Origin of the sequence: Rhizobium giardinii bv. giardinii H152 (genome assembly GCF_000379605.1) — a bacterium.
In the GTDB taxonomy this organism is placed as follows: domain Bacteria; phylum Pseudomonadota; class Alphaproteobacteria; order Rhizobiales; family Rhizobiaceae; genus Pararhizobium; species Pararhizobium giardinii.
Genome location: NZ_KB902578.1, coordinates 570,565 through 594,209 on the forward strand (window position 1 = coordinate 570,565; position 23,645 = coordinate 594,209).

26 protein-coding genes are annotated in these 23,645 nt (G+C 59.3%); all 26 read left to right on the forward strand.

All coding sequences use genetic code 11. The features are described from left to right. Positions 1-34 precede the first annotated feature (34 nt). Positions 35-529, forward strand: coding sequence for a MotE family protein (locus tag A3AY_RS0102890; protein WP_051108283.1), 495 nt, complete (start codon positions 35-37; stop codon positions 527-529). Further along, positions 526-1,236 carry a flagellar basal body L-ring protein FlgH gene (flgH, locus tag A3AY_RS0102895; RefSeq protein ID WP_018324177.1) on the forward strand — a complete coding sequence of 237 codons (711 nt, stop codon included), beginning with the start codon at positions 526-528 and terminating at the stop codon, positions 1,234-1,236. Before A3AY_RS0102890 ends, flgH begins: the two co-directional genes overlap by 4 nt. A 44-nt stretch (positions 1,237-1,280) precedes the next feature. Further along, positions 1,281-1,832 (forward strand): flagellar basal body-associated FliL family protein, encoded by a 552-nt coding sequence (locus A3AY_RS0102900; RefSeq protein ID WP_026203049.1) that lies wholly within the window; start codon positions 1,281-1,283, stop codon positions 1,830-1,832. Next, entirely contained in the window at positions 1,829-2,566 is a 738-nt protein-coding gene (fliP, locus tag A3AY_RS0102905) for a flagellar type III secretion system pore protein FliP (RefSeq protein WP_018324179.1), read from the forward strand. Before A3AY_RS0102900 ends, fliP begins: the two co-directional genes overlap by 4 nt. 310 nt (positions 2,567-2,876) lie before the next feature. Beyond that, a complete protein-coding gene (locus A3AY_RS0102910) occupies positions 2,877-3,851 on the forward strand; it encodes a flagellin N-terminal helical domain-containing protein (RefSeq protein ID WP_026203050.1) in 975 nt (324 codons plus the stop codon). A gap of 274 nt (positions 3,852-4,125) precedes the next feature. After that, positions 4,126-5,100, forward strand: a complete 975-nt coding sequence (locus A3AY_RS0102915) for a flagellin N-terminal helical domain-containing protein (RefSeq protein WP_018324182.1) — start codon at positions 4,126-4,128, stop codon at positions 5,098-5,100. 336 nt (positions 5,101-5,436) lie between these two features. Then, on the forward strand, positions 5,437-6,411 hold the full coding sequence (locus tag A3AY_RS0102920; protein ID WP_018324183.1) for a flagellin N-terminal helical domain-containing protein: 975 nt from the start codon (positions 5,437-5,439) through the stop codon (positions 6,409-6,411). Positions 6,412-6,937: 526 nt separating this feature from the next. Further along, positions 6,938-7,594 (forward strand): hypothetical protein, encoded by a 657-nt coding sequence (locus tag A3AY_RS0102925; protein ID WP_018324184.1) that lies wholly within the window; start codon positions 6,938-6,940, stop codon positions 7,592-7,594. Beyond that, complete coding sequence (locus tag A3AY_RS0102930) at positions 7,591-8,784, forward strand: flagellar motor protein MotB (protein ID WP_018324185.1); 1,194 nt, start codon at positions 7,591-7,593, stop codon at positions 8,782-8,784. The genes A3AY_RS0102925 and A3AY_RS0102930 overlap by 4 nt, the downstream gene beginning before the upstream one ends. A 5-nt stretch (positions 8,785-8,789) precedes the next feature. Next, entirely contained in the window at positions 8,790-10,103 is a 1,314-nt protein-coding gene (gene motC / locus A3AY_RS0102935) for a chemotaxis protein MotC (protein ID WP_018324186.1), read from the forward strand. After that, positions 10,100-11,680 (forward strand): flagellar hook-length control protein FliK, encoded by a 1,581-nt coding sequence (fliK, locus tag A3AY_RS36950; protein ID WP_018324187.1) that lies wholly within the window; start codon positions 10,100-10,102, stop codon positions 11,678-11,680. Before motC ends, fliK begins: the two co-directional genes overlap by 4 nt. Continuing rightward, complete coding sequence (locus A3AY_RS0102945) at positions 11,631-12,182, forward strand: transglycosylase SLT domain-containing protein (protein WP_018324188.1); 552 nt, start codon at positions 11,631-11,633, stop codon at positions 12,180-12,182. Before fliK ends, A3AY_RS0102945 begins: the two co-directional genes overlap by 50 nt. Positions 12,183-12,463: 281 nt before the next feature. Next, the gene (gene rem, locus A3AY_RS0102950; protein ID WP_018324189.1) at positions 12,464-13,135 is read left to right on the forward strand and encodes a transcriptional activator Rem; all 672 of its coding nucleotides are present in this window, start codon (positions 12,464-12,466) and stop codon (positions 13,133-13,135) included. Positions 13,136-13,248: 113 nt separating this feature from the next. Next, on the forward strand, positions 13,249-14,457 hold the full coding sequence (locus A3AY_RS0102955) for a flagellar hook protein FlgE (RefSeq protein ID WP_018324190.1): 1,209 nt from the start codon (positions 13,249-13,251) through the stop codon (positions 14,455-14,457). Between the two features lie 23 nt (positions 14,458-14,480). Beyond that, positions 14,481-15,902: a flagellar hook-associated protein FlgK gene (gene flgK / locus A3AY_RS0102960; protein WP_018324191.1), complete on the forward strand. Its 1,422-nt coding sequence runs from the start codon at positions 14,481-14,483 to the stop codon at positions 15,900-15,902. Between the two features lie 2 nt (positions 15,903-15,904). Next, positions 15,905-16,951, forward strand: a complete 1,047-nt coding sequence (locus A3AY_RS0102965; RefSeq protein ID WP_018324192.1) for a flagellar hook-associated family protein — start codon at positions 15,905-15,907, stop codon at positions 16,949-16,951. Between the two features lie 37 nt (positions 16,952-16,988). Then, positions 16,989-17,336 carry a flagellar biosynthesis regulator FlaF gene (flaF, locus tag A3AY_RS0102970; protein WP_018324193.1) on the forward strand — a complete coding sequence of 116 codons (348 nt, stop codon included), beginning with the start codon at positions 16,989-16,991 and terminating at the stop codon, positions 17,334-17,336. After that, a complete protein-coding gene (gene flbT, locus A3AY_RS0102975; RefSeq protein WP_018324194.1) occupies positions 17,333-17,782 on the forward strand; it encodes a flagellar biosynthesis repressor FlbT in 450 nt (149 codons plus the stop codon). Before flaF ends, flbT begins: the two co-directional genes overlap by 4 nt. Further along, positions 17,773-18,186: a flagellar hook assembly protein FlgD gene (gene flgD, locus A3AY_RS0102980; RefSeq protein WP_018324195.1), complete on the forward strand. Its 414-nt coding sequence runs from the start codon at positions 17,773-17,775 to the stop codon at positions 18,184-18,186. Before flbT ends, flgD begins: the two co-directional genes overlap by 10 nt. Before the next feature lie 6 nt (positions 18,187-18,192). Next, positions 18,193-18,459, forward strand: coding sequence for a flagellar biosynthesis protein FliQ (fliQ, locus tag A3AY_RS0102985; protein ID WP_018324196.1), 267 nt, complete (start codon positions 18,193-18,195; stop codon positions 18,457-18,459). Between the two features lie 208 nt (positions 18,460-18,667). Then, a complete protein-coding gene (gene flhA / locus A3AY_RS0102990) occupies positions 18,668-20,755 on the forward strand; it encodes a flagellar biosynthesis protein FlhA (RefSeq protein WP_018324197.1) in 2,088 nt (695 codons plus the stop codon). Beyond that, positions 20,752-21,504: a flagellar biosynthetic protein FliR gene (fliR, locus tag A3AY_RS0102995; protein WP_018324198.1), complete on the forward strand. Its 753-nt coding sequence runs from the start codon at positions 20,752-20,754 to the stop codon at positions 21,502-21,504. Before flhA ends, fliR begins: the two co-directional genes overlap by 4 nt. 7 nt (positions 21,505-21,511) lie before the next feature. Further along, positions 21,512-21,925: a hypothetical protein gene (locus A3AY_RS0103000; protein WP_018324199.1), complete on the forward strand. Its 414-nt coding sequence runs from the start codon at positions 21,512-21,514 to the stop codon at positions 21,923-21,925. Positions 21,926-22,042: 117 nt separating this feature from the next. Further along, positions 22,043-22,609 (forward strand): rod-binding protein, encoded by a 567-nt coding sequence (locus tag A3AY_RS0103005; protein WP_018324200.1) that lies wholly within the window; start codon positions 22,043-22,045, stop codon positions 22,607-22,609. 101 nt (positions 22,610-22,710) lie between these two features. After that, positions 22,711-23,073 (forward strand): hypothetical protein, encoded by a 363-nt coding sequence (locus A3AY_RS0103010; protein ID WP_018324201.1) that lies wholly within the window; start codon positions 22,711-22,713, stop codon positions 23,071-23,073. Beyond that, positions 23,073-23,642, forward strand: a complete 570-nt coding sequence (locus A3AY_RS0103015) for a hypothetical protein (RefSeq protein ID WP_018324202.1) — start codon at positions 23,073-23,075, stop codon at positions 23,640-23,642. Before A3AY_RS0103010 ends, A3AY_RS0103015 begins: the two co-directional genes overlap by 1 nt. Positions 23,643-23,645: the final 3 nt, after the last annotated feature.

A 23,645-nucleotide genomic window follows, 5' to 3' on the forward strand; every position in this document is an offset into this window, starting at 1 on the left:
TTCTGCCCAGCCGAACAGCCTGCGCCGCCGCCTGATGCTGCTGGCGGTCGGCTGCACTATGCTCGCCATGCCCGGCGCCTTCGCGCAGGAAGTCGCAGCACCGGCCACAGTCCTTCCGGCGAATGGCGACGAAATCCAGCAGTTCTGCACCAATATTGCCGACGCTGCACGCGATCAGCGCTACCTCTTGCAGAAGAAGGACCTGGAAAAACTCCAGGCCGAGGTCGATGCGCGCATCGCCAAACTCGAGGAGCGCCGGGCCGAATACGAGGACTGGCTGAAACGCCGAAACGATTTCCTGAAGCAGGCCGAGCTTGGTCTCGTCGATATCTACAAGACCATGAAGGCGGATGCGGCGGCTGGACAGCTCGAGCTAGTCAATCCCGCCATTGCCGCGGCGATCGTCATGAAGCTGCCCCCCCGCCAGTCGAGCCTCATCCTCAGTGAGATGAGCAGCGACAAGGCCGCCGTTCTCACCAACATCATCTCCAGCGCCAGCGATTCAACAACGTCTAAGGAACCGTCATGAGATATCCGCTTTCGGTTCTTCTCGCTGCCAGCCTGCTGTCGGGATGCCAGAACCAGACCATCAACGAAATCGGCAGGGCACCTTCGATGAGCCCGATCGGCAGCGGCCTGCAATATGCGCAGACGCCGCAAATGGCGATGTATCCCAAGGAGCCGCGCCACGTTGCCAACGGTTTTTCGCTCTGGAGCGACAATCAGGCGGCGCTGTTCAAGGATGCCCGCGCTCTCAATGTCGGCGACATCCTGACCGTCGATATCCGCATCGACGACAAGGCTTCGTTCGACAACAAGACCGATCGCAGCCGCACCAATGACAGCGGCTTCAACATCGGCGCCAACGGCCAGTCCGAATCAAGTGATTTCGGCTGGAAGGGCGGCCTCGACTACGGCTCGAACACCAGCACGAAGGGCGAGGGTACGACGGAACGGTCCGAAAAGCTGGTTCTGCTCGTTGCCGCCGTCGTGACCGGTGTGCTTGAAAACGGTAACCTTCTGATCAGCGGTTCGCAGGAAGTGCGCGTCAACCACGAAATCCGGATCCTCAACGTCGCCGGTATCGTCCGGCCGTATGACGTCGATGCGAACAACATGATCTCCTACGACAAGATCGCCGAGGCGCGCATTTCCTATGGCGGCCGTGGCCGTTTGAGCGAAGTACAGCAGCCGCCGTGGGGCCAGCAGGTCATGGACATCGTCTCGCCGATCTGACGAGACCCTGCGCGTCCGCGCGGCACAACGAGATGGATTTGAACATGGAAGATCTCGATACGGCTTCGCCCGCGGCCAAGGGGTCATCGAAGACGATGCCCCTCGTTGCCCTGGTCGTTCTGACGCTGCTGGCAGGCGGTGGCGGCTGGCTGGTCGGCGGCGTCCTCGCCCCAAAGCCGCTGAGCGTGGAAGAGGCCAAGATAGTCGAGCAGGCAAAAGCCGCCGTTGCCCACAAGAAGGCCAAGGAGGCAGGCGAGGGCGGCGAAGAGAGCAGCAAGAAGGACGAGGGCTTGCCGCGAATAGCGACCGAGGCCAATGGTGTCGTCCAGCTTGATGCGATCACCACCAATCTTGCTTATCCCACCGAAAACTGGATCCGGCTCGAAGTTGCGCTGCTTTTCAAAGGCACGCCGGACGTGGCCATGGCCGAGCAGATCCATCAGGATATAGCCGCATACATGAAGACGGTTTCGCTGCAGCAGATCCAGGGGCCGCGCGGATTTCAGTATCTGAAGGATGACATAGAAGAACGGGTTGACCTTCGCTCCGAAGGGCGCGTAACCAATGTCATCTTCAGGACATTCGTCATTCAATGATTCGCACCATCGCATTCATAGCCGCCATGATGGCGATGTCGGGCATCGCGGGCGCGCAAGGCTTTCCCGCCGACATACTTCGAACACCCGTCGACGGCTCTGTCGCGTCCTGGATCATCCGCACGTTCGGCCTTCTGACTGTCCTGTCGGTCGCGCCGGGCATCCTGATCATGGTGACGAGCTTTCCGCGCTTCGTCATCGCGTTCGCCATCCTGCGTTCCGGCATGGGTCTCGCCACCACACCCTCGAACATGATCATGGTAAGTCTTGCGCTGTTCATGACCTTCTACGTGATGGCGCCGACATTCGATCGCGCCTGGCAGAACGGCATCAATCCGCTGTTGCAGAACCAGATCAATGAAACCGAGGCGATGACGCGCATCTCGGAACCATTCCGTGACTTCATGCTCGCCAATACGCGTGACAAGGACCTGCAGCTCTTCATCGATATCGCCCGGGAAAAGGGCCAGAATGTCGTCGCCGACAACAAGGTCGATCTTCGCGCCGTCGTACCGGCCTTCATGATTTCGGAGATCAGGCGCGGTTTCGAGATCGGCTTCCTGATCATGCTGCCATTCCTGGTGATCGACCTGATCGTCGCGACCATCACCATGGCGATGGGCATGATGATGCTGCCGCCCACGTCGATCTCGCTGCCCTTCAAAATCCTCTTCTTCGTCCTGATCGACGGCTGGAACCTGCTCGTCGGCAGCCTCGTCCGGTCTTTCACCTGATCTCGTTGGCGTGGTTAACGGACGGTCAATTTGCCGCCAAGCGTGTGCTTGGGCGGAATAAGTCAAACATTTGAATTATAACAATAAATCGAAATTTGAATTGACCCGTCTGTGGCCCCTAGCGGGCTGATACTCGGACTGCGTTTAAACAAATCGCAATATTTCCCTGCGACATTACCCTCACATGACGGATTTGGACCGCCTGACGAACAGGGGCCGAGTGGCATGATGCCGAGCCGTCATCACCGGTAAGTATTTACAGTCCGGTATGTCCCCAATCTTGTATTTTGTATCTAGAGGGACAACCCCAATGACAAGCATCCTGACGAACTCTTCTGCAATGGCAGCTCTCTCGACGCTGCGCTCCATCAGCGCCGACATGGAATCGACCCAGGGTCGCATTTCCTCCGGTCTGCGCGTGGGCGACGCTTCGGACAACGCTGCCTACTGGTCGATCGCAACGACCATGCGTTCGGACAACAAGGCTCTCTCCACGGTTCAGGACGCTCTCGGTCTCGGCGCTGCCAAGACAGATACCGCCTACACCGGTTTGAACGCCGCCATCGACGTCGTTTCCGAAATCAAGGCCAAGCTGGTTGCTGCCCGCGAACCGGGCGTCGACAAGACGAAGATCAACTCGGAAATCACCGAGCTCAAGAACCAGCTGGTTTCGACAGCCCAGTCGGCTTCCTTCTCCGGCGAAAACTGGCTCTACAACGACACCACAACACCGCTTGCCACCAAGGAAATGGTCGGCTCGTTCACCCGGTCCTCTACGGGCAGCGTTACGGTCGGTGTTCTGGAATTCGACGCTTCGACCTCGGTTCTGATCGACACGCAGGACTCGACCAAGGGCCAGCTGACCATGGCTGTCTCTGTTGCCCAGCCGAACGGCACGACTGCCGCTACCACTGCCAACGCAACCTACCACCTGATCCTCGCTGCAGGCGGCACGGCTCCGACCGGTTCGACCCTCATCGCACTGACTGCAACGACTTCCGACGACAACATCGAAGGCATGATCAGCGCCGTTGACGCGATGCTGACGAGCCTGACGGATGCCGCCGCGACGCTGGGCGCCACCAACACCCGCATCTCTATGCAGGACGAATTCATGGCCGACCTGATGGATGTGATCGACAAGGGTGTCGGCCGCCTCGTCGATGCCGACATGAACGAAGAGTCGACGCGCCTCAAAGCGCTCCAGACACAGCAGCAGCTCGGCATCCAGGCGCTGTCGATCGCCAACTCGGACTCGCAGAACATCCTGTCGCTGTTCCGCTAAAACGAAAACGGCGCGGACGGGCCATCCCCCCAAACGGCCCGTTAGCGACCTACAGAGGACCGCATCTCGCAAGAGGTGCGGTTTTTTATTACCCTCAAAAATAAGTTTCCGGCGCTTAGGTTTTCTTTAACCATGTTGGTGTTTCCTATGGCCATCGAAACAGCGGGTTAACCAAGAAATTTAACGCGTTAGCAGGCATGAAGCTGGCTGCTGTTTCCCGGTAGCGACCGGAATGTCCCTTCCATTTCACCTGTTCAAAAGGGGCAGTTTTACCATGACGAGCATTCTCACCAATTCGGCTGCGATGGCAGCACTCTCCACGCTGCGTTCGATCAACGACAGTATGGAAACGACCCAGGGTCGCGTTTCCTCCGGTCTGCGCGTCGAGACCGCAGCCGACAACGCCGCCTACTGGTCGATCGCAACGACCATGAAGTCGGACAACAAGGCTCTCTCCACCGTTCAGGACGCTCTCGGTCTCGGCGCTGCCAAGACGGACACGGCCTATACCGGCCTCGACAACGCCATCGATGTCATCTCCGAAATCAAGGCCAAGCTGGTTGCTGCTCGCGAACCGGGCGTCGACAAGACGAAGATCGACAAGGAAATCACCGAGCTCAAGAACCAGTTGGTGTCGACCGCTCAGTCGGCGTCCTTCTCCGGCGAAAACTGGCTCTACAACGACACCGCAACCCCCCTCGGCACCAAGGAAATGGTCGGCTCGTTCACCCGGTCCTCGGCGGGCACCGTTTCGGTCGGTGTTCTGGAATTCGACGCTTCGACTTCGGTTCTGATCGACACGCAGGACTCGGCCAACGGCCAGCTGACAAAGGCTGTGGCAGTTGCCCAGCCGGACGGCGCGACTGCCGCTACGACTGCCAATGCAACCTACCACCTGATCCTCGCTGCCGGTGGTACGGCTCCGACCGGCTCGATCCTGATTGCTCTGACGGCAACGACCGCCGACGACGACATCGAAGGCATGATCAGCGCCGTTGACGCGATGCTGACCAGCCTGACGGATGCGGCCGCGACGCTGGGGGCCACCAACACCCGCATCTCTATGCAGGACGAATTCATGGCCGACCTGATGGATGTGATCGACAAGGGCGTCGGCCGCCTCGTCGACGCCGACATGAACGAAGAGTCGACCCGCCTCAAGGCCCTGCAGACGCAGCAGCAGCTCGGCATCCAGTCGCTGTCGATCGCCAACTCCAACTCGGAAAACATCCTCTCGCTCTTCCGTTAATCGGAACAGGGGAACGACAAAGCCGGCGGACGTCATCAAAATGTCCGCCGCCAGTCCCAAAGACCGCGTCTCGCAAGGGGCGCGGTTTTTCCGTTTTCCGTCGCGGCGACAGGCTTATCTTAACGATTCGGCAATTCAGATTTATTTTCGTTCATTTTGATTACCTACTTGCTAACGACGTTAAGTGTTTGTTAACCATGTGACCGTTAAGTGTTCGTTAAGAGCGACAGGCTGTCCTTGGGCTAAACATGGGGCAGTTTGCATGACGCTGGTCCCGTCGCTGCCGGTCATCAATCCGGAATGTTCCGTTTAATTTTTGAACTGGGGCAATGACCAATGACCAGCATCCTCACCAATTCCGCGGCTATGGCCGCCCTCCAGACGTTGCGTTCGATCAATACGAACATGGAAGACGTGCAGAGCCGCATTTCCTCCGGCTATCGCGTCGAGACCGCCGCGGACAACGCCGCCTACTGGTCGATCGCGACCACCATGCGTTCGGACAATACTGCCCTGTCCACCGTTCAGGACGCGCTCGGGCTGGGCGCCGCCAAGGTCGATACCTCCTATGCCGGCATGAGCTCGGCCATCGAAGTCGTCTCCGAGATTAAGGCAAAGCTCGTCGCGGCGCGCGAACCGGGCGTCGACAAGACCAAGATCAACAAGGAACTTAACGAACTCAAGAACCAGCTCGCATCCGCTGCCGAATCGGCATCTTTCTCTGGCGAAAACTGGCTTTACAATGACACGACGACACCGGCGGGGATCAAGTCGATTGTGGCGTCCTTCAACCGTTCGACGAACGGTTCGGTTTCCGTCACGACACTGGATTACGACACGGCGGAGTCGATCCTGATCGACACCCAGAACTCCTCGCTCGGCCAGCTCACTAAGGGCGTTGCCGTCGAGCAGGGCGCTGCTGTCGGCACCGGTACGGCCAACGCGACCTATCACCTTGTCCTGGTTTCCGGCGGCACCGCGCCGACCGGTTCGGTGCTGATCGATCTCACATCCACGACCCCGGACGACGACGTCGATGGCATGATCAGCGCGGTCGATGCCATGCTCAGCAACCTCACCGATGCCGCATCGACCCTCGGCGCCATTACCAGCCGCATCGACATGCAGGAAAACTTCGTTGCCAACCTGATGGACGTGATCGACAAGGGTGTCGGCCGTCTGGTCGATGCCGACATGAACGAGGAATCGACCCGCCTCAAGGCGCTGCAGACGCAGCAGCAACTGGGCATCCAGGCCCTCTCGATCGCCAACACCAATTCCGAGAACATCCTGCGTCTCTTCCAGCAGTAAGCGATGCCGGAGGGCCGGAGGCCATAGGCACGGTCTTCGTTTTGCGGGTTTGTCGCCGCCTCCGTCTCGCGAAGCGGCGGCGATATCTTTCCCCCATGCTGCCGGTCATCGGCATGGGCGGAAATGGTTGGACCGCGCTAATTGCCCAAGCGCGGTCCAACACCTTTTCCAAAAGTCCCGAAACCGATCGCCGGGACCTCCGATTACATGACCGACCACATTTTCGCACAAGTTTGGCTGGGTAGTCTCCAACCGCAACCATCCTCATCTCGGTTGCCAGGCAATATGAATATTGTGCTGCCGTTGTATGCGGCCCGCGCCACCGGATTCTTCGGGCGGCGAGCCGGTACGGATTGAAAATGTTCGGGCCACGCGGCTTTGCCGTTCCGCGGGGTCCTGAAGGAGACATTCGGGAAGTGTCACAGTCTGTTGCTTTCGAGCCCGTTAGCCAAATGCCGTTCGCAACCCGTCAGGGGGCGGGCCAAACCGTGGCCAAAACGACAACCGGTGTCACGGGAGGCACCCGATGAGCGCTTCCATTTCCCGCTATCTCAAGGATTTCAGTGCTCCAAAAGTCGATCTCAAGATGGTTCCGCCGCGATATTTCCCGGACCTCGATGAAGACTTTCCCGCCGACGGTGCTTTTGCCATGAAGCCGCAGGCCGAACCGCAGGTCGATCTGGAGGCAGAGCGTCGCGACGCCTTCGCGCAAGGGCGCCGTGAAGCCGAAGCCGAGCAACGTTCCTTGCACGCAACGGAAATCGCCGCCCTGAACGAGCGCCACGCCGCGGAGCTGGAGGCGTTGCGCGTGCGCTGCGACAATGAAATCGCGGCGATGATCTATGATCGCTTCTCCGACATGGCGTCCCAACTCGCGACCATGCTTTCCGACCAGACGGCGCGTGTGTTGGCGCCAGTGATGGAGGAGGTGCTTTTGCGCAAATCCGCCGATGACCTGGCGCGCATGATCGCCCATGCGGTTGGTGCGGGTGAAGGTGCGAAGATAACGGTGAAAGGGCCGCTGGCTCAGTTCGAGGCGCTGAAGCGTCGTCTCAATGACGAAACACTGATCTTCCGCCACCATGAAACCGCTGACATCGACCTTTCGGTCGAGTTCGGCGATTCTATTCTGGTGACGCGAATGGCCGCCTGGGCGGATACCGTCAGGAAGGTGCTGGCATGAGCGAGACTGAAAGCCATCACCACGGCAAGAACGAAATCGTCATCGTCAAGCGCCATGGCGGCAATCACGACGGCCATCATGGCGGCGCGTGGAAAATCGCCTATGCCGACTTCATGACGGCGATGATGGCGTTCTTTCTCGTCATGTGGCTGATCAATGCGGCCAACCCGCAGACCAAGGCAGCGCTCGCCTCCTATTTCAACCCTGTGCAGCTGACCGATGCCAAGCCGTCCGAAAAAGGCGTCAAGCAGCCGGCCAAGGACGCCAAGGGTGAAGAAGACCAGATGAAGTCCAAGGTTAACGGCACGGAGACCAAGACCGGGGGATCGGCGAAAAGCGGTGATGATCTGACGGCGACTTCCGGCGAGGAAACACAATATTCCGATGCCGATTTCTTCGAAAACCCCTATTCGGTCATGTCCGAAATCGTCAACGAAACCGGCCGCAATGCCAATATCAGCGCCAAAGGAGATGGCGGCGCGTCAACCTCCGGTCCCGCTACCGGCGCCGAAGGAGGCGAAGCCTATCGCGACCCGTTCGATCCGGATTTCTGGACGAAGCAGGTCGAATTGCAGAACGCGCAAAAGGGCGGCGACAGCCTGGAAGCCAAGGCCGGAGATGGGCCGGCCGATGCGTCGAAGGAAGCCGCCGCAGCCGCACAAGGTCAGCCAGGCACAGAAGATCAGGCTGCTCAGCCTGAACAGGTTACGTCGGCCAAGCCCGATGACAATGCCGCCAAGGCCCTTAAGGCCGAGATCGAGAAGGAAATCGGCGGGGCAGCCGGCAAGCTTGCCGAAGGCCTGCTGGTGACACCAACCGAGGGAGGCCTGCTTGTCACAATCAGCGAACAGGCAGATACGCCGATGTTCGGTGTCGGCTCGGCCGTGCCCGAGAAAGACATGGTGATAGCCATGGAGAAGATCGGCAAGCTCCTGTCGGCGCGCACCGGCGCGATCGCCATCCGCGGCCATACCGACGGGCGTCCTTTCAAGAAAGGCGTCTACGACAATTGGCGGCTTTCGTCCGATCGTGCCCAGAGCGCCTATTACATGCTCGTTCGCGGTGGTCTCGCCGAAAGCCGTGTCAGCCAGATCAGTGGCTTCGCGGACAAGCGCCTCCAGGTTCCGAAGGATCCGCTGGCGCCGGCCAACCGGCGCATCGAAATCCTGCTGCAGACAGATCGGGGCTGATCGCGATGCTGAAGGCGATCCGCACCCTCTTTCTCGGCGCCTGCGCGATCGGGGTCCTTCCGGGCCTCGCCGCGCATGCCGGCGATTTGGAGGATCTGGCGCCCTACAAGATGCTGCGGTCGCTGCAGTATATCCAGGACTCGATCGTTCTCGGCGATCATTCGGCAGCCGAGATGCAGCGTTTCATGCTCGGCGCGATCGACAAGCGTCTGCGATCTGCGGAGCCTTCCGTTTTCGATGATCCAAGAAACGTGGACGCTGCTTTCATCTATGCCATGAGCGGCGGCAATCCGGAAACGCTGTCCTATCTCGCTGACCGCGACGTCGAAGGAAATTTCGACAACCGTATTGTCGATGCGCTGAGCCATTACCTGACCGGCAAGGGCGGGCTGATGGTCGAGAATCTCGAAAAGGCCATTCCGGAATACCGGAATGCGCGGATCGGTCCCTATCTCTATCTGGTGCTCGGCAATGGCAGCGCGCAGCAGGATCCTGCCGCCTCGCTGAAATACTATGATTGGGCACGATTGACGGCACCGGGCACGAATATCGAGGAAGCCGCCTTGCGGCGATCGATCGCGCTGGCAACCCGCGGACACATGCCGGACAAGGGCTTTGCCTATTCGCTGTCCTATGCGCGGCGCTTCTTGACGTCTCCCTATGCGAGCCAGTTCGCCGATGTCTTCGTCGAACTGGCTGTCGCCAACTACGGTGAGCAGACCGAGGGCAAGATCCAGGAAATTCTTGGTTTCATGGACAAGCCCCGGCAGCGTGAGGTCTATCTGCGCATTGCCCGGCGCGCGGCGATCGCCGGCATGCAGGAACTGGCGACACTTGCCTCCGAACGTGCCCAATCGCTTTCGGATGTCGCCGATGCGGGGCCAAAGACGCTGGCCAACCTCTATTCCGGGCTCGTCGGCGTTCCGTCCCAGGATATTCTCGAAGCAGTGAAGGGCATTAGTGCCATTCCCGACGCAGAGCTCTCTCCGCGTGATCGCGCGCTGCGCCAGGCAGCGACGGTCGTTGCCAGCGAAGTGTTGCGCGCGCCCGACCCAGACAGCCTGACGCAAGCGTCCGTTCCTAATATCGCCCCCGCAAACATTGAAGGGCAGGGCGAACCGGAGACGGGCAGCGGCGAAAGCCCATTTGCAGCGGCGCCCGACGCTGCGGTGAGCGAGACGCAATCGAAGAAGACACAGCAACAGGTGGACGCGTCAGAAGCGAGCCCGCCTGATCCGCTTCTCGATGCGTTTCTGAGCACAGGTCGTTCAAAACTCGACGAGATCGATTCTCTCCTGAAGGGGGAAGACGAGAAATGATATTTGTGGACGACAGCCTTCTGGGTGCGGGCCCGATACGTTCAGCCAATTCCGCCGGCAAGCAAAAAGAAGCTGACGCTGCCAGCCAGCGTTCGGCCTTCGAAAATGCGTTTGCCGATGCCGGCAAGAAGAAACAGCCAACGGTTTCGATCAGCGGGAAGGCGGCAACGGACGGCGGCACGCAGGCGACCTTCGTGGCGTTGCGGAACCCAAAGACCACTGATGCTGCGACCGACATCGCAGCCAGCGGCGACGCCGCCGTGACGGATCAGGACAGTTCGCTATCCCTGCCTGGTGCAGCGGATGACAGCGAGATGCTCGGAAGCACCAATGCCGCCTTGCGCGCAGCAGCGAAGCCGATGCTGATGCCGCAGACCGGGGAAGAGGCCACCGTCGAACAGGAGGCTCATCATCAGAAGTCCAATTTGACGCCCTCCGATGGCAAAGGCAGCCTTCGGGCGTCGATCGATCTTGCCAATCTCGGCACGAATGCGACAGCCGGTGCCGGCCAGATTCTCGATGAGCAGGCAGGCGAAAAGTTGAACGCGCTCTTGAAGGATCCGAAGGCTCACTCGAAACACAGCGATTCCAACGCAACGACATCGGACGAAGCATTGCCGTCGAACTCGCTCGATACCGCCGGTGCAGCAATGGCGCCCGCCGATGTCAGCCATCTGCTGGCGCTCCTCGGCGCCCCCCAGGCGCTCGGCACGACGGCGCAAGCGGACACGACGCCGGTGCTGTCCGAGTTCCAGGCACTGGCCGAGAGCGCCGGTAAAGCGAAGACTCCGAAGGATAGCGCGGGGTCGAAAGCGTCGGTCGGCCTGGAGGCTGACGCCAACGCGGTTCAGAATAGTACCGAGGCAGGGTCCGATCGGATATTCCGGTTCACCCGGGCGGACGGCAAGGGTCAGGCTGTCTTCATGAACGTGGCATCGGATGAGGACAAGGCCGGTGGCGGCGCGTCGACGACAGCTGCCAAGGCCGAAGCGGTGACAGTGGTTGAAGCGCGCCGCTATCTCGGGCTTGCGCCCACCAGCAATGCATCGACGATCACAAGCCAGATCGCCAGCAATCCAGAATGGGTGAACTCCTTGCAGTCGAGCGCGGAGGCTTCGGGGCCGCTGACTGAGGGCTCTACCGGCAAGGTTCTCAACACGCTGAAGATTCAGATGCATCCGATCGATCTGGGCACCGTGACGGCCACGTTGCGGCTCAAGGATGACGAATTGCAGGTCGAGTTGAAGGTTGAAACCGGCGACGCCTTCCGGCAGCTCAGCGATGATCAGGACGCGATGGTGAAAGCGCTGCGTGCGCAGGGGTTCGCCGTGGATCAGGTCAGCGTTGTCTTCAATAGCACGGACAGGTCCGGCGCCAACGATACACAGCAGCAAGCACAAAATCAGACGGGTCAGCAGGGCCGCGAAGCGGCGGGCGACCGTCCGGCCGAGGGCAGGCGCCAGAACAATGATAGCGGCAGCGAGCCGCAGGACCGCGGGAGGTGGACGAGGAATGAAGGCACGAGCGATGCGTCTTCTGGTGCTGAGCCTGGCCGGACTGGTGACGTCTATATGTAGCGCTGATGCCAATACAGGCATTTGCGAGAGCGAGATTACGGCGGCGGCGGCGAAGTATCAGATTCCGGCGGGCATCCTCTATTCCGTCGGTCTGACGGAAACCGGCCGTAAGGGATCGCTCCAGCCTTATGCCATGAACATCGAGGGCAAGGCTTACTTCGCCAACAGCGCCCAGGAGGTGCTTCAGCGATTTGCCGAGGCTCGTGGGCAAGGCGCCAAGCTGATCGACCTCGGCTGCATGCAGATCAACTACCATTTCCACGGCGAGAATTTTGCCTCGCCGCGCGAGATGCTGGACCCGAGGAAGAACGTCGAATACGCCGCCCGCTTCCTGGCCGATCTGCATGCCAGGCACGAGACCTGGACGATGGCCGTTGCCCGGTACCATGCCGGGCCCAACAACGACCCTGCGCAAAAGAAATATGTCTGCCGGGTGATCGCCAATCTGGTCGCGACCGGCTATGGAAAGTGGACCGCAAACGCGTCGAACTTTTGCCGATAATGCAACTTTAACGATATTTATCGGCATCTTTTTCCGCGCTGTGCGATTGCGTCAACATTGCGGTGGAAAAATGACTGCAAACGCTTTCTTAACGACGCGTTAACGTTTCCACATGAATTTTAGTGGCTCATTTTGATGCACGTACTACATATAGATCAAATCGGTACAGAAATCTTAATCTACTGTTAATTTCCGCCAGTAAGTTCCCATAGTTGTTCATGAATCGCCCGATTCGTATCTCTTGTGCCATCGAGGCACCATACTGATTCGGAGGCGGACGAATGATCGTAGTGGTTGATGAGCGTGAGCTCGTGAAAGACGGATATACTTCCTTGTTTGGGCGGGAGGGCGTGCCCTCCACCGGGTTCCATCCAAGCGACTTTGGCGACTGGGTTTCAACAGCGGCGGACACCGATATCGATGCCGTCGAGGCGTTTCTGATCGGCCAGGGCGAGAAGGCGATGAGCCTGCCTCGCGCCATCCGCGACCGGTCTTCGGCGCCGGTGATCGCCATCAGCGATTCTCCCTCGCTGGAGACAACGCTGGCGTTCTTCGACTGCGGCGTCGATGACGTGGTGCGCAAGCCGGTTCACCCCAGGGAAATCCTTGCCCGCGCAGCGGCCATCCGCCGCCGCCTGAAGGCCTTGGCGAATTATACCGACATCGGCCCGATCCGGGTTTTCTCCGACGGCCGGGACCCGGAAGTGCATGGCGACGTGTTCCCCCTGCCGCGCCGCGAGCGCCGCATTCTCGAATATCTGGTCTCCAACCGGGGCCGGCGCGTGTCCAAGACCCAGATCTTCAACGCCATCTACGGCATCTTCGATGAGGACGTCGAAGAGAACGTCGTGGAAAGCCACATCAGCAAGCTGCGCAAGAAGCTGCGCAAGAAGCTCGGCTTCGATCCGATCGATTCCAAGCGTTTCCTCGGCTACTGCATCGACTGGAACTGACGATCTCGTGCTGGCCGTTTCGGATGTGGCAGCGTCCGATCCGGCCTACCAAGACAGGTTCACGCAAGGCCCGCTTCCTAGAGTTGCCATAACGACGAAAACGAGGATCGGACATGAGTCTTTTCGGAATGATGCGAACCGGTAGTTCCGGCATGAACGCTCAGGCAAACCGCCTTGGCACGGTCGCGGAAAACATCGCGAACGCCAATACGACCGGTTACAAGCGGGCATCGACGGAATTCTCTTCCATGATCCTGCCTTCGAGTGACGGTGCTTACAATTCCGGCGGCGTTGAGACCAAGGTCCGCTACAGCATCGGGACCGAAGGCGCGAAAGTCTTTACCACATCCGGCTCCGACCTCGCGCTCGATGGTGGCGGCTTTTTCATCGTCGAAGGTGCCAACGGCCAGGAATTTCTCACCCGTGCCGGCGCGTTCACGCAGGATGGCGACGGCAACCTCGTCAATGCCGCGGGCTACACCCTGCTCGGCTATGAATACGGCGACGGCGACGATCCGACCGTGGTCGTCAACGGTTTCGACGGCTTGAGCAAGGTCAATCTTGCCTCCGACGGCCTCGTCGCGACCGGTTCGACGGCGGGATCGATGGGAGCCAACTTGAATTCCGGCGACGCCGTCGGCACCATATCGACGACCTCGCTGATCGTCTATGACAGCCAGGGCAACACCCGCATTCTCGACTTCAATTACGAAAAGACCGCCGATAACGCCTGGACTATTGAAATCATCGACCGCGAGTCGGGCGATTCGCTCGGTACGCAAGCGTTGGCGTTCGACGCTGACGGCGTCCTGACGACATCGCCGGCGACGATTACCACGACGGCCAAAACGGGCCTTGCCGGCACGGGGGCCGACCTCGGCTCGCTGGAGATCGACCTCAGCAAGACCACGCAGCTCGGCTATAAGTTCAATCCGGATGGCGGCACGATCGACGGAAACGCACCGAGCAAGGTCGCCGGATTCCAGATCGACGACGACGGCATCGTTTACGTCAAGTACGAAAACAATACGCTTGAGCCGCGCTATCGCATTGCACTGGCGAACGTGCAGAGCCCTGACAATCTTGTGCCACAGGCTGGTAATGTCTACTCCCAGGGTGTGGATTCCGGTGTCATCGTCACGGGTTTCGCAGGCTCTGGCGATTTCGGAAACATCATCTCGGGCGCACTTGAAAACTCGAACGTCGATATCGCCGAAGAGCTCACGGCGATGATCGAATCTCAGCGCAGCTACACGGCAAACTCGAAAGTCTTCCAGACTGGCGCCGATCTGCTGGACGTCCTCGTGAACCTGAAGCGTTGATCATATAAAGGACGGACTGCGCCATGTCGCTCGCTTCCGCAATTAATACGGCCCAAACGATATTCACCAACACGGGGCAGCAAACCGCCGTCGTGTCGAAGAATATCGCCAACTCCAGCAACGGGGACTACGTTCGTCGGCTGGCGATGATGGGCGTGGATTCGGAAGGGCAGTATTACGTCAAGATTCAGCGGGCGCAGGACGACGCGCTTTTCAAGCAGACCATCTCGAGCATTTCTCAGTCATCGGCGCAGTCCCGACTTCTCGACGGGCTGCAGACGATCCAGTCTGTCTTTGGCGGCGACGAGTATCCCTCGTCACCGTCCACTTATCTGGCAACGTTCCGAAGCAGCTTGCAGACCTATGCCGCGTCGCCAGGCAACATTACCATTGCGTCGTCGACGGTTGCGGATGCGAAGGACCTTGCAAACTCCATCAGCACGAGCGCTACCGCCGTACAGGAAGTCCGTGCGGATGCCGACAAGGAGATTCTCGAGCAGGTCGGGACTCTCAATGAACTTCTGTCCAAGTTCGAAACGATCAACAACCAGATCGTTGGCGCCCTGGCGACAGGCGCGGATGCAAGCGACGCGCTGGACCAGCGTGACAAGCTTCTGAAGTCGATGGCCGAGATTGTCGGCATCTCGACGGTGACCCGCAGCAACATGGATACCGTCATCTATTCCGCTGACGGAACGGTGCTGTTCGAAACGATCCCGCGCAAGGTCACCTTCACGCCGACGTCGAACTATGATGCAACTGTGACCGGAAATCCGATTCTCGTCGACGGCATTGCCATCAAGGCGGGAACCGGAGGCAACACCAGCGCCGAGGGGACGCTTGCGAGCCTCCTGCAATTGCGCGACGATCTGGCGCCCAAGATTCAGTCGCAACTCGACGAAATGGCGCGTGGTCTTGTCACCATGTTCCAGGAAAATGGTGCCCCCGGTCTTTTTGTATGGTCCGGCACCACTGTGCCGGCTGCCGGTACGATTACCGCTGGAATAGCCTCCAGCCTGGCCGTCAATCCAGCTGCCGAAGCCGATCCCACCACGTTGAGGGATGGTACCGTCAATGGTGGCGCAAGCTCCAACCCGACGGCAAGCTCGGGCTATACCGAACTGCTCGACAGCTATATCGTCGCAATGGATACCCCGATGTCCTTCGACACCGCCGCGGATCTCGGCGGCACTGCCACGATCATGACCTACGCGTCGTCGTCGATCGGTTGGCTGGAGCAGTTGCGCAAAAGCGCGACGACGGCGGACGAAAACAAATCGGTCATGTTGGCGCAGACGCAACAGGCGCTCAGCAACGCGACCGGCGTCAGCCTTGACGAGGAACTCGCGCTGATGCTCGACCTCGAGCAGTCCTACAAAGCATCGGCGAAGCTGCTCAGCACGGTCGATGAAATGCTGACAACACTTCTGGATAGCGTGAGATAAATATGAAAACGTCCTTCGTTTCCAACCTGGCAGTTCAAAACGCCATGCGGATGACCATCCAGCAGGGCCAGTTGGAAGTTCTCAAGCTCCAGCAGGAAGTCACCACCGGCAAGTACGCCGACAGCGGTGTCGAGCTCGGATCGAGCACGTCTCGCGCGGTGAGCCTCAAGAACGAGCTTGAGCGCCTGGAAAATCTCAAGGACACCAATGCCGTGGTGACGCAACGGCTTTCCGCTTCGCAGATGTCGCTCGAGACGATGCGCTCGGCGGCCGAGCAGATCAATACGACGCTGATCGCCACCCTGGGCAACGATGACGCAACGAGGCTCTCGATCGCCAAGACGGACATCAACGGCGCGCTCAGCTCGTTCTCCGCCGCGGCCAACGTCCAGTTCAACGGTGAATTCCTGATGTCGGGGATCAATACCGACATCAAGCCGCTCACCGAATATACGGATACCTCTCCGGCCAAGGCTTCGTTCGATACCGCGCTTTCGACCTATATGTCGACCAACGGCATCGCTACCATGCGCGACTTTACGTCGGCGCAGATGACCGATTTCATCGAGAACACGCTGGAGCCGATGTATACGGGGGCCCAGTGGGATACGGACTGGTCGGACGCTTCAAGCCAGAACGTCATGAGCCGCATCAGCGCCAACGAGGTGGTTGCAAGCACGGCGAACGTCAACACCGACGGGGTGCGCAAATTTGCCCTTGCCGCGGTCATAACTGTCGAGCTGCTGGGCGCGGACGTAGCGTCGGACGTGCGTAGCTCCATAAACTCCGCCGCACAGAACTATGTGCAGCAAAGCATAACCGGTCTCATCGAGACGAGCAGCACACTCGGTATTTCGGAGGCTCGTCTAAAGAAGGCAAACACCTCCCTGGAATCCCAACTCAAGCTGGTCAACACCCACATCACGGATATCGAAGGGATTGATACTTACGAGGCGTCGACGCGCATGAACACGCTGCTGACCCAGATTGAGACCTCGTACACGCTTACCTCGCGGCTTCAGCAGTTGAGTTTGATCAATTTCCTCTGACGCGGCGAGGACCAGGACAAACATGAAGGATGTCTGAATGTATCAGTTTTCATACGCCGAGATCATGGAGGACGGCGTCGCCGACTCCAAGGATCGCGAAAGGCAGGTGCTCGACCGCTCGATTGCGCTGCTTGCAGCGGCAAAACAGCAGAAAGGGTATTCGAGGGAGGCCATCGAGGCGATCTACTACACGCGGCGGGTCTGGATCCGGTTCATCGAGGATCTTCGTGCGTCGGACAATCAACTGAACGACGAATTGCGCGCCAACCTTATTTCCATCGCCATCTGGATTCTGGGCGAAACGGAAAAGATTCGCAAACGCGAATCTTCCAACTTCCAGGGCATCATAGACATCACAACCATCATCAGGGATGGACTAAAATGAAAAGCACACTGCGTATCTCACTGAAGTCGGGCGAACGGATCTTTGTCAATGGGGCGGTGTTGCGTGTCGACCGTAAGGTCGCTGTCGAGTTTCTGAATGACGTGACATTCCTGCTCGAAAACCACGTGCTGCAGCCGGAAGATGCCACCACACCGCTGAAGCAGCTTTATTTCATCGCCCAGATGATCCTCATCAATCCCGAAGGTGCCGAACAGTCGACCAACATGTTCCGCAAGTCGGTCGTCATGCTGCTGAATTGCTTCAAGAACGAAGACGTAGTGTCTGAGCTTAAGCGGATCGACGGCATGGTTACGCAGGGTCGCGCCTTCGATGCTCTGAAGGCGATCCGCGGCCTCTATGCCATCGAGGACCGGATTCTCAACAGCCACGAAATCGCCCCTGCGACGATCGAGCAGATTCGCAAGGAGATCGCACCATGGCGGTAAGCGGCGTTACGACGACCACCGGCACGACGTCTTCGACATCCCCGACGTCCTCGGCCACAGATGCGGCTTCGGCCAGCCTGAACTACGACAGCTTCCTGAAGCTGCTCGTCGCGCAGATGAAAAACCAGGATCCGACGGAGCCGATGGATTCATCGGAGCAGATCGCCCAGCTCGCCACCTTCTCGCAGGTCGAGCAGACGATCAAGACCAACACCAACCTGGAAAGCCTGCTGCAGCGGACCTCGCTCAGCGAAGCCAACGCGGTCATCGGCAAGACGGTGACGAGCGCGGACGGCAAGACGACTGGCATCGTCAAGGAAGTGAAGCTATATTCGGATGGAATCATCGCCGTGCTCGATACCGGTAAGGAGCTTACCGTCGGCCCGGGTGTTACCGTTAAGTGATAGCTGATGAATGAGGCGGATGCCCTCGATATAGTACAGGCGGCGATCTGGACGGTCGTCGTCGCTTCCGGGCCCGCCGTTCTCGCCGCCATGGTGGTCGGCGTCGTCATCGCTTTCATTCAAGCGCTGACGCAGGTGCAGGAAATGACCCTGACCTTCGTGCCGAAAATCCTTGCCGTTCTGGTCACGGTTGCGCTTTCGGCTTCCTTTGTCGGTTCGCAGATTTCCCTCTTTACCGATATTGTCTTCTCACGCATCCAAAGCGGCTTCTGACGCGCTTGCGGCAAAACCCGCGACGAACCTGCGGCGCGCGCCAACCACGGCGCGCAAGAGACGCTGAAGCACTTTGAAACTGAAATCGATTTGTTGCGCCTCTTTCAGCTATCGATGCCATCTTCGCGCAAGTTTGGCGCGTTACGCCTGTTGCCAGTATGGGCAGCCATGAATGCTGCCTGCCTCTCATGAAGAGACGGAATATCCGATGGCGACACCTCCCGCTCTAGTCATCCCGAAGGTCGCACCGAAGGGCCGTGATATCGGCTTTGCGCTCGGCATCGTGATGATCCTGTCGATCCTCTTTCTGCCGATTCCTCCCTTTCTGATTGACATCGGGCTGGCGTTCTCCATCGCATTTTCGGTCCTGATCCTGATGGTGGCGCTGTGGATTCAGCGACCGCTGGATTTCTCGTCCTTTCCGGTCATTCTGCTGATCTCCACCATGACCCGCCTGTCGCTCAACATCGCGACGACGCGCGTCATCCTTTCGCATGGGCATGAAGGACACGACGCGGCCGGTGGCGTCATTGCAGGTTTCGCGCAACTCGTCATGGGCGGCGATTTCGTCATCGGTCTGATCGTCTTCCTGATACTGATCACCGTGAACTTCATCGTTATCACCAAGGGCGCGACGCGTATTGCGGAAGTCGGCGCCCGCTTCACCCTGGACGCCATCCCCGGCAAGCAGATGTCGATCGACGCGGACCTGTCGGCGGGTTTGATCGACGAGAAGCAAGCCCAACACCGCCGGCGTGAACTGGAAGAGGAAAGCTCCTTCTTCGGTTCGATGGACGGTGCTTCGAAATTCGTGCGCGGTGACGCGATCGCCGGCTTGCTGATCACCGCCATCAATGTCTTCGGCGGTATCATCATCGGCTATGCCAGGCATGGCATGTCAATCGGCGAAGCCGCCGATGTCTTCGTCAAGCTCTCGGTCGGCGATGGTCTGGTGTCGCAGATTCCGGCATTGATCGTGTCGCTGGCCGCAGGTCTGCTCGTCTCGCGCGGCGGCACGGCCGGTTCGACGGACCAGGCGGTCGTCAACCAGCTGGGCGCCTATCCGCGGGCGCTCATGGTCGCGGCCGGCCTGATCCTGCTGCTCGCCATGATGCCCGGTCTTCCCTTCATCCCCTTCGCCGTCCTCGGCGGCGGCATGGCTTTCCTCGGCTGGATGATCCCGCGCCAGCTCGAAGCGGCCAGCAAGCTCAAGCGCGCGCAGGAGCAGCAGACGGCCCAGCAGAAGACGGACAGCGAGAAGGACTCGGTCAAATCGGTTCTCAAGACCGCCGAAATCGAGCTTCTGCTCGGCAAGCAGGTCTCCACCCGCCTCCTCGGCGCCCATCAGGAACTGGCCTTCCGCGTCGGCAAGATGCGTCGCAAGTTCGCCGGCCAGTACGGACTGATCGTGCCGGAAATCAAGGTGTCGGACGACATCAGCATTCCCGACAAGGCCTACCATGTCCGTATCCATGGCACGACGATCGCCTCAAACACGGTTCGCGTCGGCGAAGTCATCGTCGTTACCGGCGGCGGGCGCAAACCGAGCATTCCCGGGGACGATATCCGCGAACCCGCATTCGGCATGCCGGCGGTGTCGATCCTCGAAACCTTCACAGAGGACCTGAAGCGCGAAGGCTTCCACCCGATCGACAACGTCTCGGTGGTGCTGACGCACCTCTCCGAAGTGATCCGCAACAACCTGCCGCAGCTTTTGTCCTACAAGGACGTGAAAATTCTGATCGAGCGGCTCGATCCGGAATACCGCAAGCTGGCGGATGAAATCTGCTCCTCGCATATGTCCTACTCCGGTCTGCAGGCGGTGCTGAAGCTGCTGCTCGCCGAGCGCGTCTCGATCCGCAACCTGCATCTGATCCTGGAAGCGGTTGCCGAACTCGCCCCGCATGTGCGCAAGACCGAACAGATCGTCGAGCATGTGCGCGTGCGGATGTCGCAGCAGCTATGCGGCGATCTCGCCGACAATGGCACGCTGCGCGTTCTGCGCCTCGGCAACAAATGGGACATGGTCTTCCACCAGGCGCTGAAGCGCGACGCCAAGGGCGAAATCGTCGAGTTCGACATTGATCCGCGCCATCTGGAGGAGTTCAGCGAGCAGGCGACCAAGGTTATCCGCGAACATCTTGATCGAGGCATGCCGTTCGTACTGGTAAGTTCGCCCGAATCCCGTTCTTATGTGCGCATGATCATCGAGCGCCTGTTCGCCACATTGCCTGTCCTAAGCCACGTCGAACTTGCCAAGGGTCTCGAGATCAAGATCATTGGCTCGATCTCATGATCTCCGATCTGGAAGGCACGGTGCTTGCGCTCTTTGCAGCATTCTGCCGGATCGGCGCCTGCATCATGGTCATGCCGGGATTTTCGACCGCTCGCGTCCCCGTGCAGATACGCCTCTTCGTCGCGGTGGCGATCTCGATGGCGGTGCTGCCGATCATGTGGAACGATATTTATCCGCAGGTTTCCGGCAAGGGCCACACCTACATCTATATTATCGCCACCGAAACGGTGGTCGGCGGCGTCATCGGTCTGATCGCGCGCTACTATGTGCTGGGCCTGCAGTTCACTGGAACGGTCATTACCATGATGATCGGTTTCAACGCGCCGCCGACCGCCGATGTGCTGGAAGACACCGCCGAGAACCAGCTCACCAACCTGATCAGCTTTGCTGGCCTCATGGTCCTGTTCATGCTGGATTTCCACCACGTCATCCTGTCGAGCATCGTCGATTCCTACAAGGTGATGCCGCTCGGCGTCGGCTTTGACCCGCAGGGCGTGCTGATCACGTTGACCAATGCCCTTGAAACGACGTTCTACATCATGCTGCGGCTGGCCAGTCCCTTCCTCATCTATGGTCTCCTGTTCAACGTCGCCATCGGTATGGTCAACAAGCTGGCGCCGCAGATGCCGCTTTACTTCATCTCGCTTCCCTATCTGATCATGGGCGGGATGTTCCTTCTCTATCTCGGTATCGCCGCGATGCTGCGCCTGTTCGCCGACGGCTTCGGCCCGATAATGCAAGGGGGCTAGCCGGACGATGAAAAGCCGGTCGGAAAAATTGAAGCGTCTTGTTGCCGTACAGCGCCACCTCGAACAGATGGCGGAAAGCGAGCTGGCCGAAACCGCGAGACAGCGGCGCGATCTCGCCGAAACCATCGATGTCGTCGTCGACGCCATGGGATCGGCAAGTCCGCTGCATGCGATGTTTTCGGGGCACTATGCCTCGCAGCTGGGCCGCCTTGCACAGAAGGACCAGATGCTTCTCGGCATCCAGCAGGTCCACGAAACCCGCGTGCTCAAGGAGCGGGCAAAGGGCGACAGGCTGGAGGAGAACATGAAGGATGCGCGCGTGCTGGAGGACCGCACCGCCGACGACAATGCCATTTACGATCTCGTCGATCAGCATGTGATGGGCAAGTCACCAGCTTCCGGTAAGCTTGACCCGTCATAGTGCGGCTGCAGCATCGGCCGTTTGCGCGTTCGATCTGCTTGATTAAACTGCTGAATTTATGGAGCTGTCGCCGGTGCTGACCGTAGCGCCGCGTGTTCCGTGACGAGAGGAAACCACATGGCCATTTCTCCTCCAAGCGATCTGGTGTTGGATGTCGTGCGGGCCGCCGATCCGGCCGAAGTGCAGGAGGCGCAGGCGCGGCTGAAGGCTAATCGAGCTGCCTTCCAGGCAACGAGCCTTGCTGAAAACGGGACCGGCTTTGCCAATACGGTTGCGGTCCTCAATCAGGACAGCCCAACCAACAGCCTTGGCGACATCAACAATCGCGCCGAGGCCAAGAAGATCCCGGAAAGCTACCGCAAGTTCGAGGCCATGGTGCTGCAGAACTTCGTGAAATCGATGCTGCCCACCGAGAGCGAAGAGGTTTACGGCAAGGGCACTTCCGGCGACATGTGGAAGAGCATGATGGCTGAGCAGATCGGCAACGTCATGGCGCAGGGCGACGGCGTTGGTATCGCCGAAAGCATGATAACCGACCGCATCGTCGGATCGGACGGCCCGGGTCGCGTGAATGCATCGCTCGACGGCAACGACAACAATGTCGCGCTTAGCATGGTGCAGGAATACGAGCGCAAGGCGGTCGCCAATTTCATGGGCACCGGCAACGAGAACGAACAGGCCTGAGGCAATCACGCGGATTTTCCGAACTGGTCTGACACAAAACGCGCCGCGCATCATGACAAGCACAGGATCTGCATGATGCCGGCGCCAACGGGAGCGAAATGATGGAAGTTGCAGCATCGGGTGACGTGCGTATCCAGAATGTTCTGGGTCGCCTCGAAATGATCCTCGACAACGAGAATAACCGGATCGGCGTCGATCCGAGCTTCGATCTGAAGGCATCCAATGCCCGCAAGAGCCGCTGCCTGTATGAGTTGACGATGTTGCATCGCAACACCGCGCCGAGCGAGATTTCGCCGGCCTTCGTTTCGCAGTCACGGCATATCAAGTCGAAGCTTCTGGCGAATTCGCAGAAGGTGAACGCTCATATGGAAGCCTGCCGGTCGGTGGTGGAAATCCTCAAGGCCGCCGTGCAAAACGCCGAGGCGGATGGCATCTACTCCGAACAGCAGTTCCGGTACTTGTAATGTTGAAACTCGTTTTCACCGGTGTCTGGGTTTGCGCGGTGACGCTGGGTTCCGTCTATTTCTCGATCCAGCATGCCTCGGCGCCGGTGGAATCGGATGCGGAGGCAGACCGCCGCGCATTGCAGCAGTATGTTCCAGGCGAACTTATTACGGTACCGGTGATCACTGACGGGGCGGTGCAGGGCTATTTCCTGACGAAACTGTCCTTTGCCGTCGACAAGAACAAGATCAAGCACCTGGATGTGCCGCTCAAGGAGACGGTGACGAACGCGCTGTTTGACATTCTTGTCGGCAAGAAGTTGATCAACGTCGCCGACAGCACCAGTTTCGACCTTGCCCAATTCAAGACGGCGGTGAAAGACGGGTTGAACAAGGACATGCGCGACGAAGTGATCTTCGACGTGCTTGTCGAACAGTTGGAATACCTGTCGAAGGCGGATGTCGCCCGAATTGCCAAGGGTGCGAGCCAGCCGCAGCAGCAGCCTGTTGCGATCGTCGACAAGAACGGAGAAACCGCTCACGACGAGATCCCTGAGGCCGAACGGCGCGCCGCAGCCGCCGCGCAATAAGAT

Coding starts and splice junctions, on each gene's coding strand:
- A3AY_RS0102900 (WP_026203049.1), top strand. CDS start 1,281: ATGGAAGATCTCGATACGGCTTCGCCCGCGGCCAAGGGGTCATCGAAG.
- A3AY_RS0103005 (WP_018324200.1), top strand. CDS start 22,043: ATGGCCATTTCTCCTCCAAGCGATCTGGTGTTGGATGTCGTGCGGGCC.
- A3AY_RS0102910 (WP_026203050.1), top strand. CDS start 2,877: ATGACAAGCATCCTGACGAACTCTTCTGCAATGGCAGCTCTCTCGACG.
- fliP (WP_018324179.1), top strand. CDS start 1,829: ATGATTCGCACCATCGCATTCATAGCCGCCATGATGGCGATGTCGGGC.
- fliQ (WP_018324196.1), top strand. CDS start 18,193: ATGAATGAGGCGGATGCCCTCGATATAGTACAGGCGGCGATCTGGACG.
- A3AY_RS0102920 (WP_018324183.1), top strand. CDS start 5,437: ATGACCAGCATCCTCACCAATTCCGCGGCTATGGCCGCCCTCCAGACG.
- fliK (WP_018324187.1), top strand. CDS start 10,100: ATGATATTTGTGGACGACAGCCTTCTGGGTGCGGGCCCGATACGTTCA.
- rem (WP_018324189.1), top strand. CDS start 12,464: ATGATCGTAGTGGTTGATGAGCGTGAGCTCGTGAAAGACGGATATACT.
- A3AY_RS0103000 (WP_018324199.1), top strand. CDS start 21,512: ATGAAAAGCCGGTCGGAAAAATTGAAGCGTCTTGTTGCCGTACAGCGC.
- flbT (WP_018324194.1), top strand. CDS start 17,333: ATGAAAAGCACACTGCGTATCTCACTGAAGTCGGGCGAACGGATCTTT.
- flgD (WP_018324195.1), top strand. CDS start 17,773: ATGGCGGTAAGCGGCGTTACGACGACCACCGGCACGACGTCTTCGACA.
- A3AY_RS0102925 (WP_018324184.1), top strand. CDS start 6,938: ATGAGCGCTTCCATTTCCCGCTATCTCAAGGATTTCAGTGCTCCAAAA.
- flaF (WP_018324193.1), top strand. CDS start 16,989: ATGTATCAGTTTTCATACGCCGAGATCATGGAGGACGGCGTCGCCGAC.
- A3AY_RS0102955 (WP_018324190.1), top strand. CDS start 13,249: ATGAGTCTTTTCGGAATGATGCGAACCGGTAGTTCCGGCATGAACGCT.
- flgH (WP_018324177.1), top strand. CDS start 526: ATGAGATATCCGCTTTCGGTTCTTCTCGCTGCCAGCCTGCTGTCGGGA.
- A3AY_RS0103010 (WP_018324201.1), top strand. CDS start 22,711: ATGGAAGTTGCAGCATCGGGTGACGTGCGTATCCAGAATGTTCTGGGT.
- flgK (WP_018324191.1), top strand. CDS start 14,481: ATGTCGCTCGCTTCCGCAATTAATACGGCCCAAACGATATTCACCAAC.
- A3AY_RS0102930 (WP_018324185.1), top strand. CDS start 7,591: ATGAGCGAGACTGAAAGCCATCACCACGGCAAGAACGAAATCGTCATC.
- flhA (WP_018324197.1), top strand. CDS start 18,668: ATGGCGACACCTCCCGCTCTAGTCATCCCGAAGGTCGCACCGAAGGGC.
- A3AY_RS0102915 (WP_018324182.1), top strand. CDS start 4,126: ATGACGAGCATTCTCACCAATTCGGCTGCGATGGCAGCACTCTCCACG.
- A3AY_RS0102945 (WP_018324188.1), top strand. CDS start 11,631: ATGCGTCTTCTGGTGCTGAGCCTGGCCGGACTGGTGACGTCTATATGT.
- A3AY_RS0103015 (WP_018324202.1), top strand. CDS start 23,073: ATGTTGAAACTCGTTTTCACCGGTGTCTGGGTTTGCGCGGTGACGCTG.
- A3AY_RS0102965 (WP_018324192.1), top strand. CDS start 15,905: ATGAAAACGTCCTTCGTTTCCAACCTGGCAGTTCAAAACGCCATGCGG.
- fliR (WP_018324198.1), top strand. CDS start 20,752: ATGATCTCCGATCTGGAAGGCACGGTGCTTGCGCTCTTTGCAGCATTC.
- A3AY_RS0102890 (WP_051108283.1), top strand. CDS start 35: ATGCTGCTGGCGGTCGGCTGCACTATGCTCGCCATGCCCGGCGCCTTC.
- motC (WP_018324186.1), top strand. CDS start 8,790: ATGCTGAAGGCGATCCGCACCCTCTTTCTCGGCGCCTGCGCGATCGGG.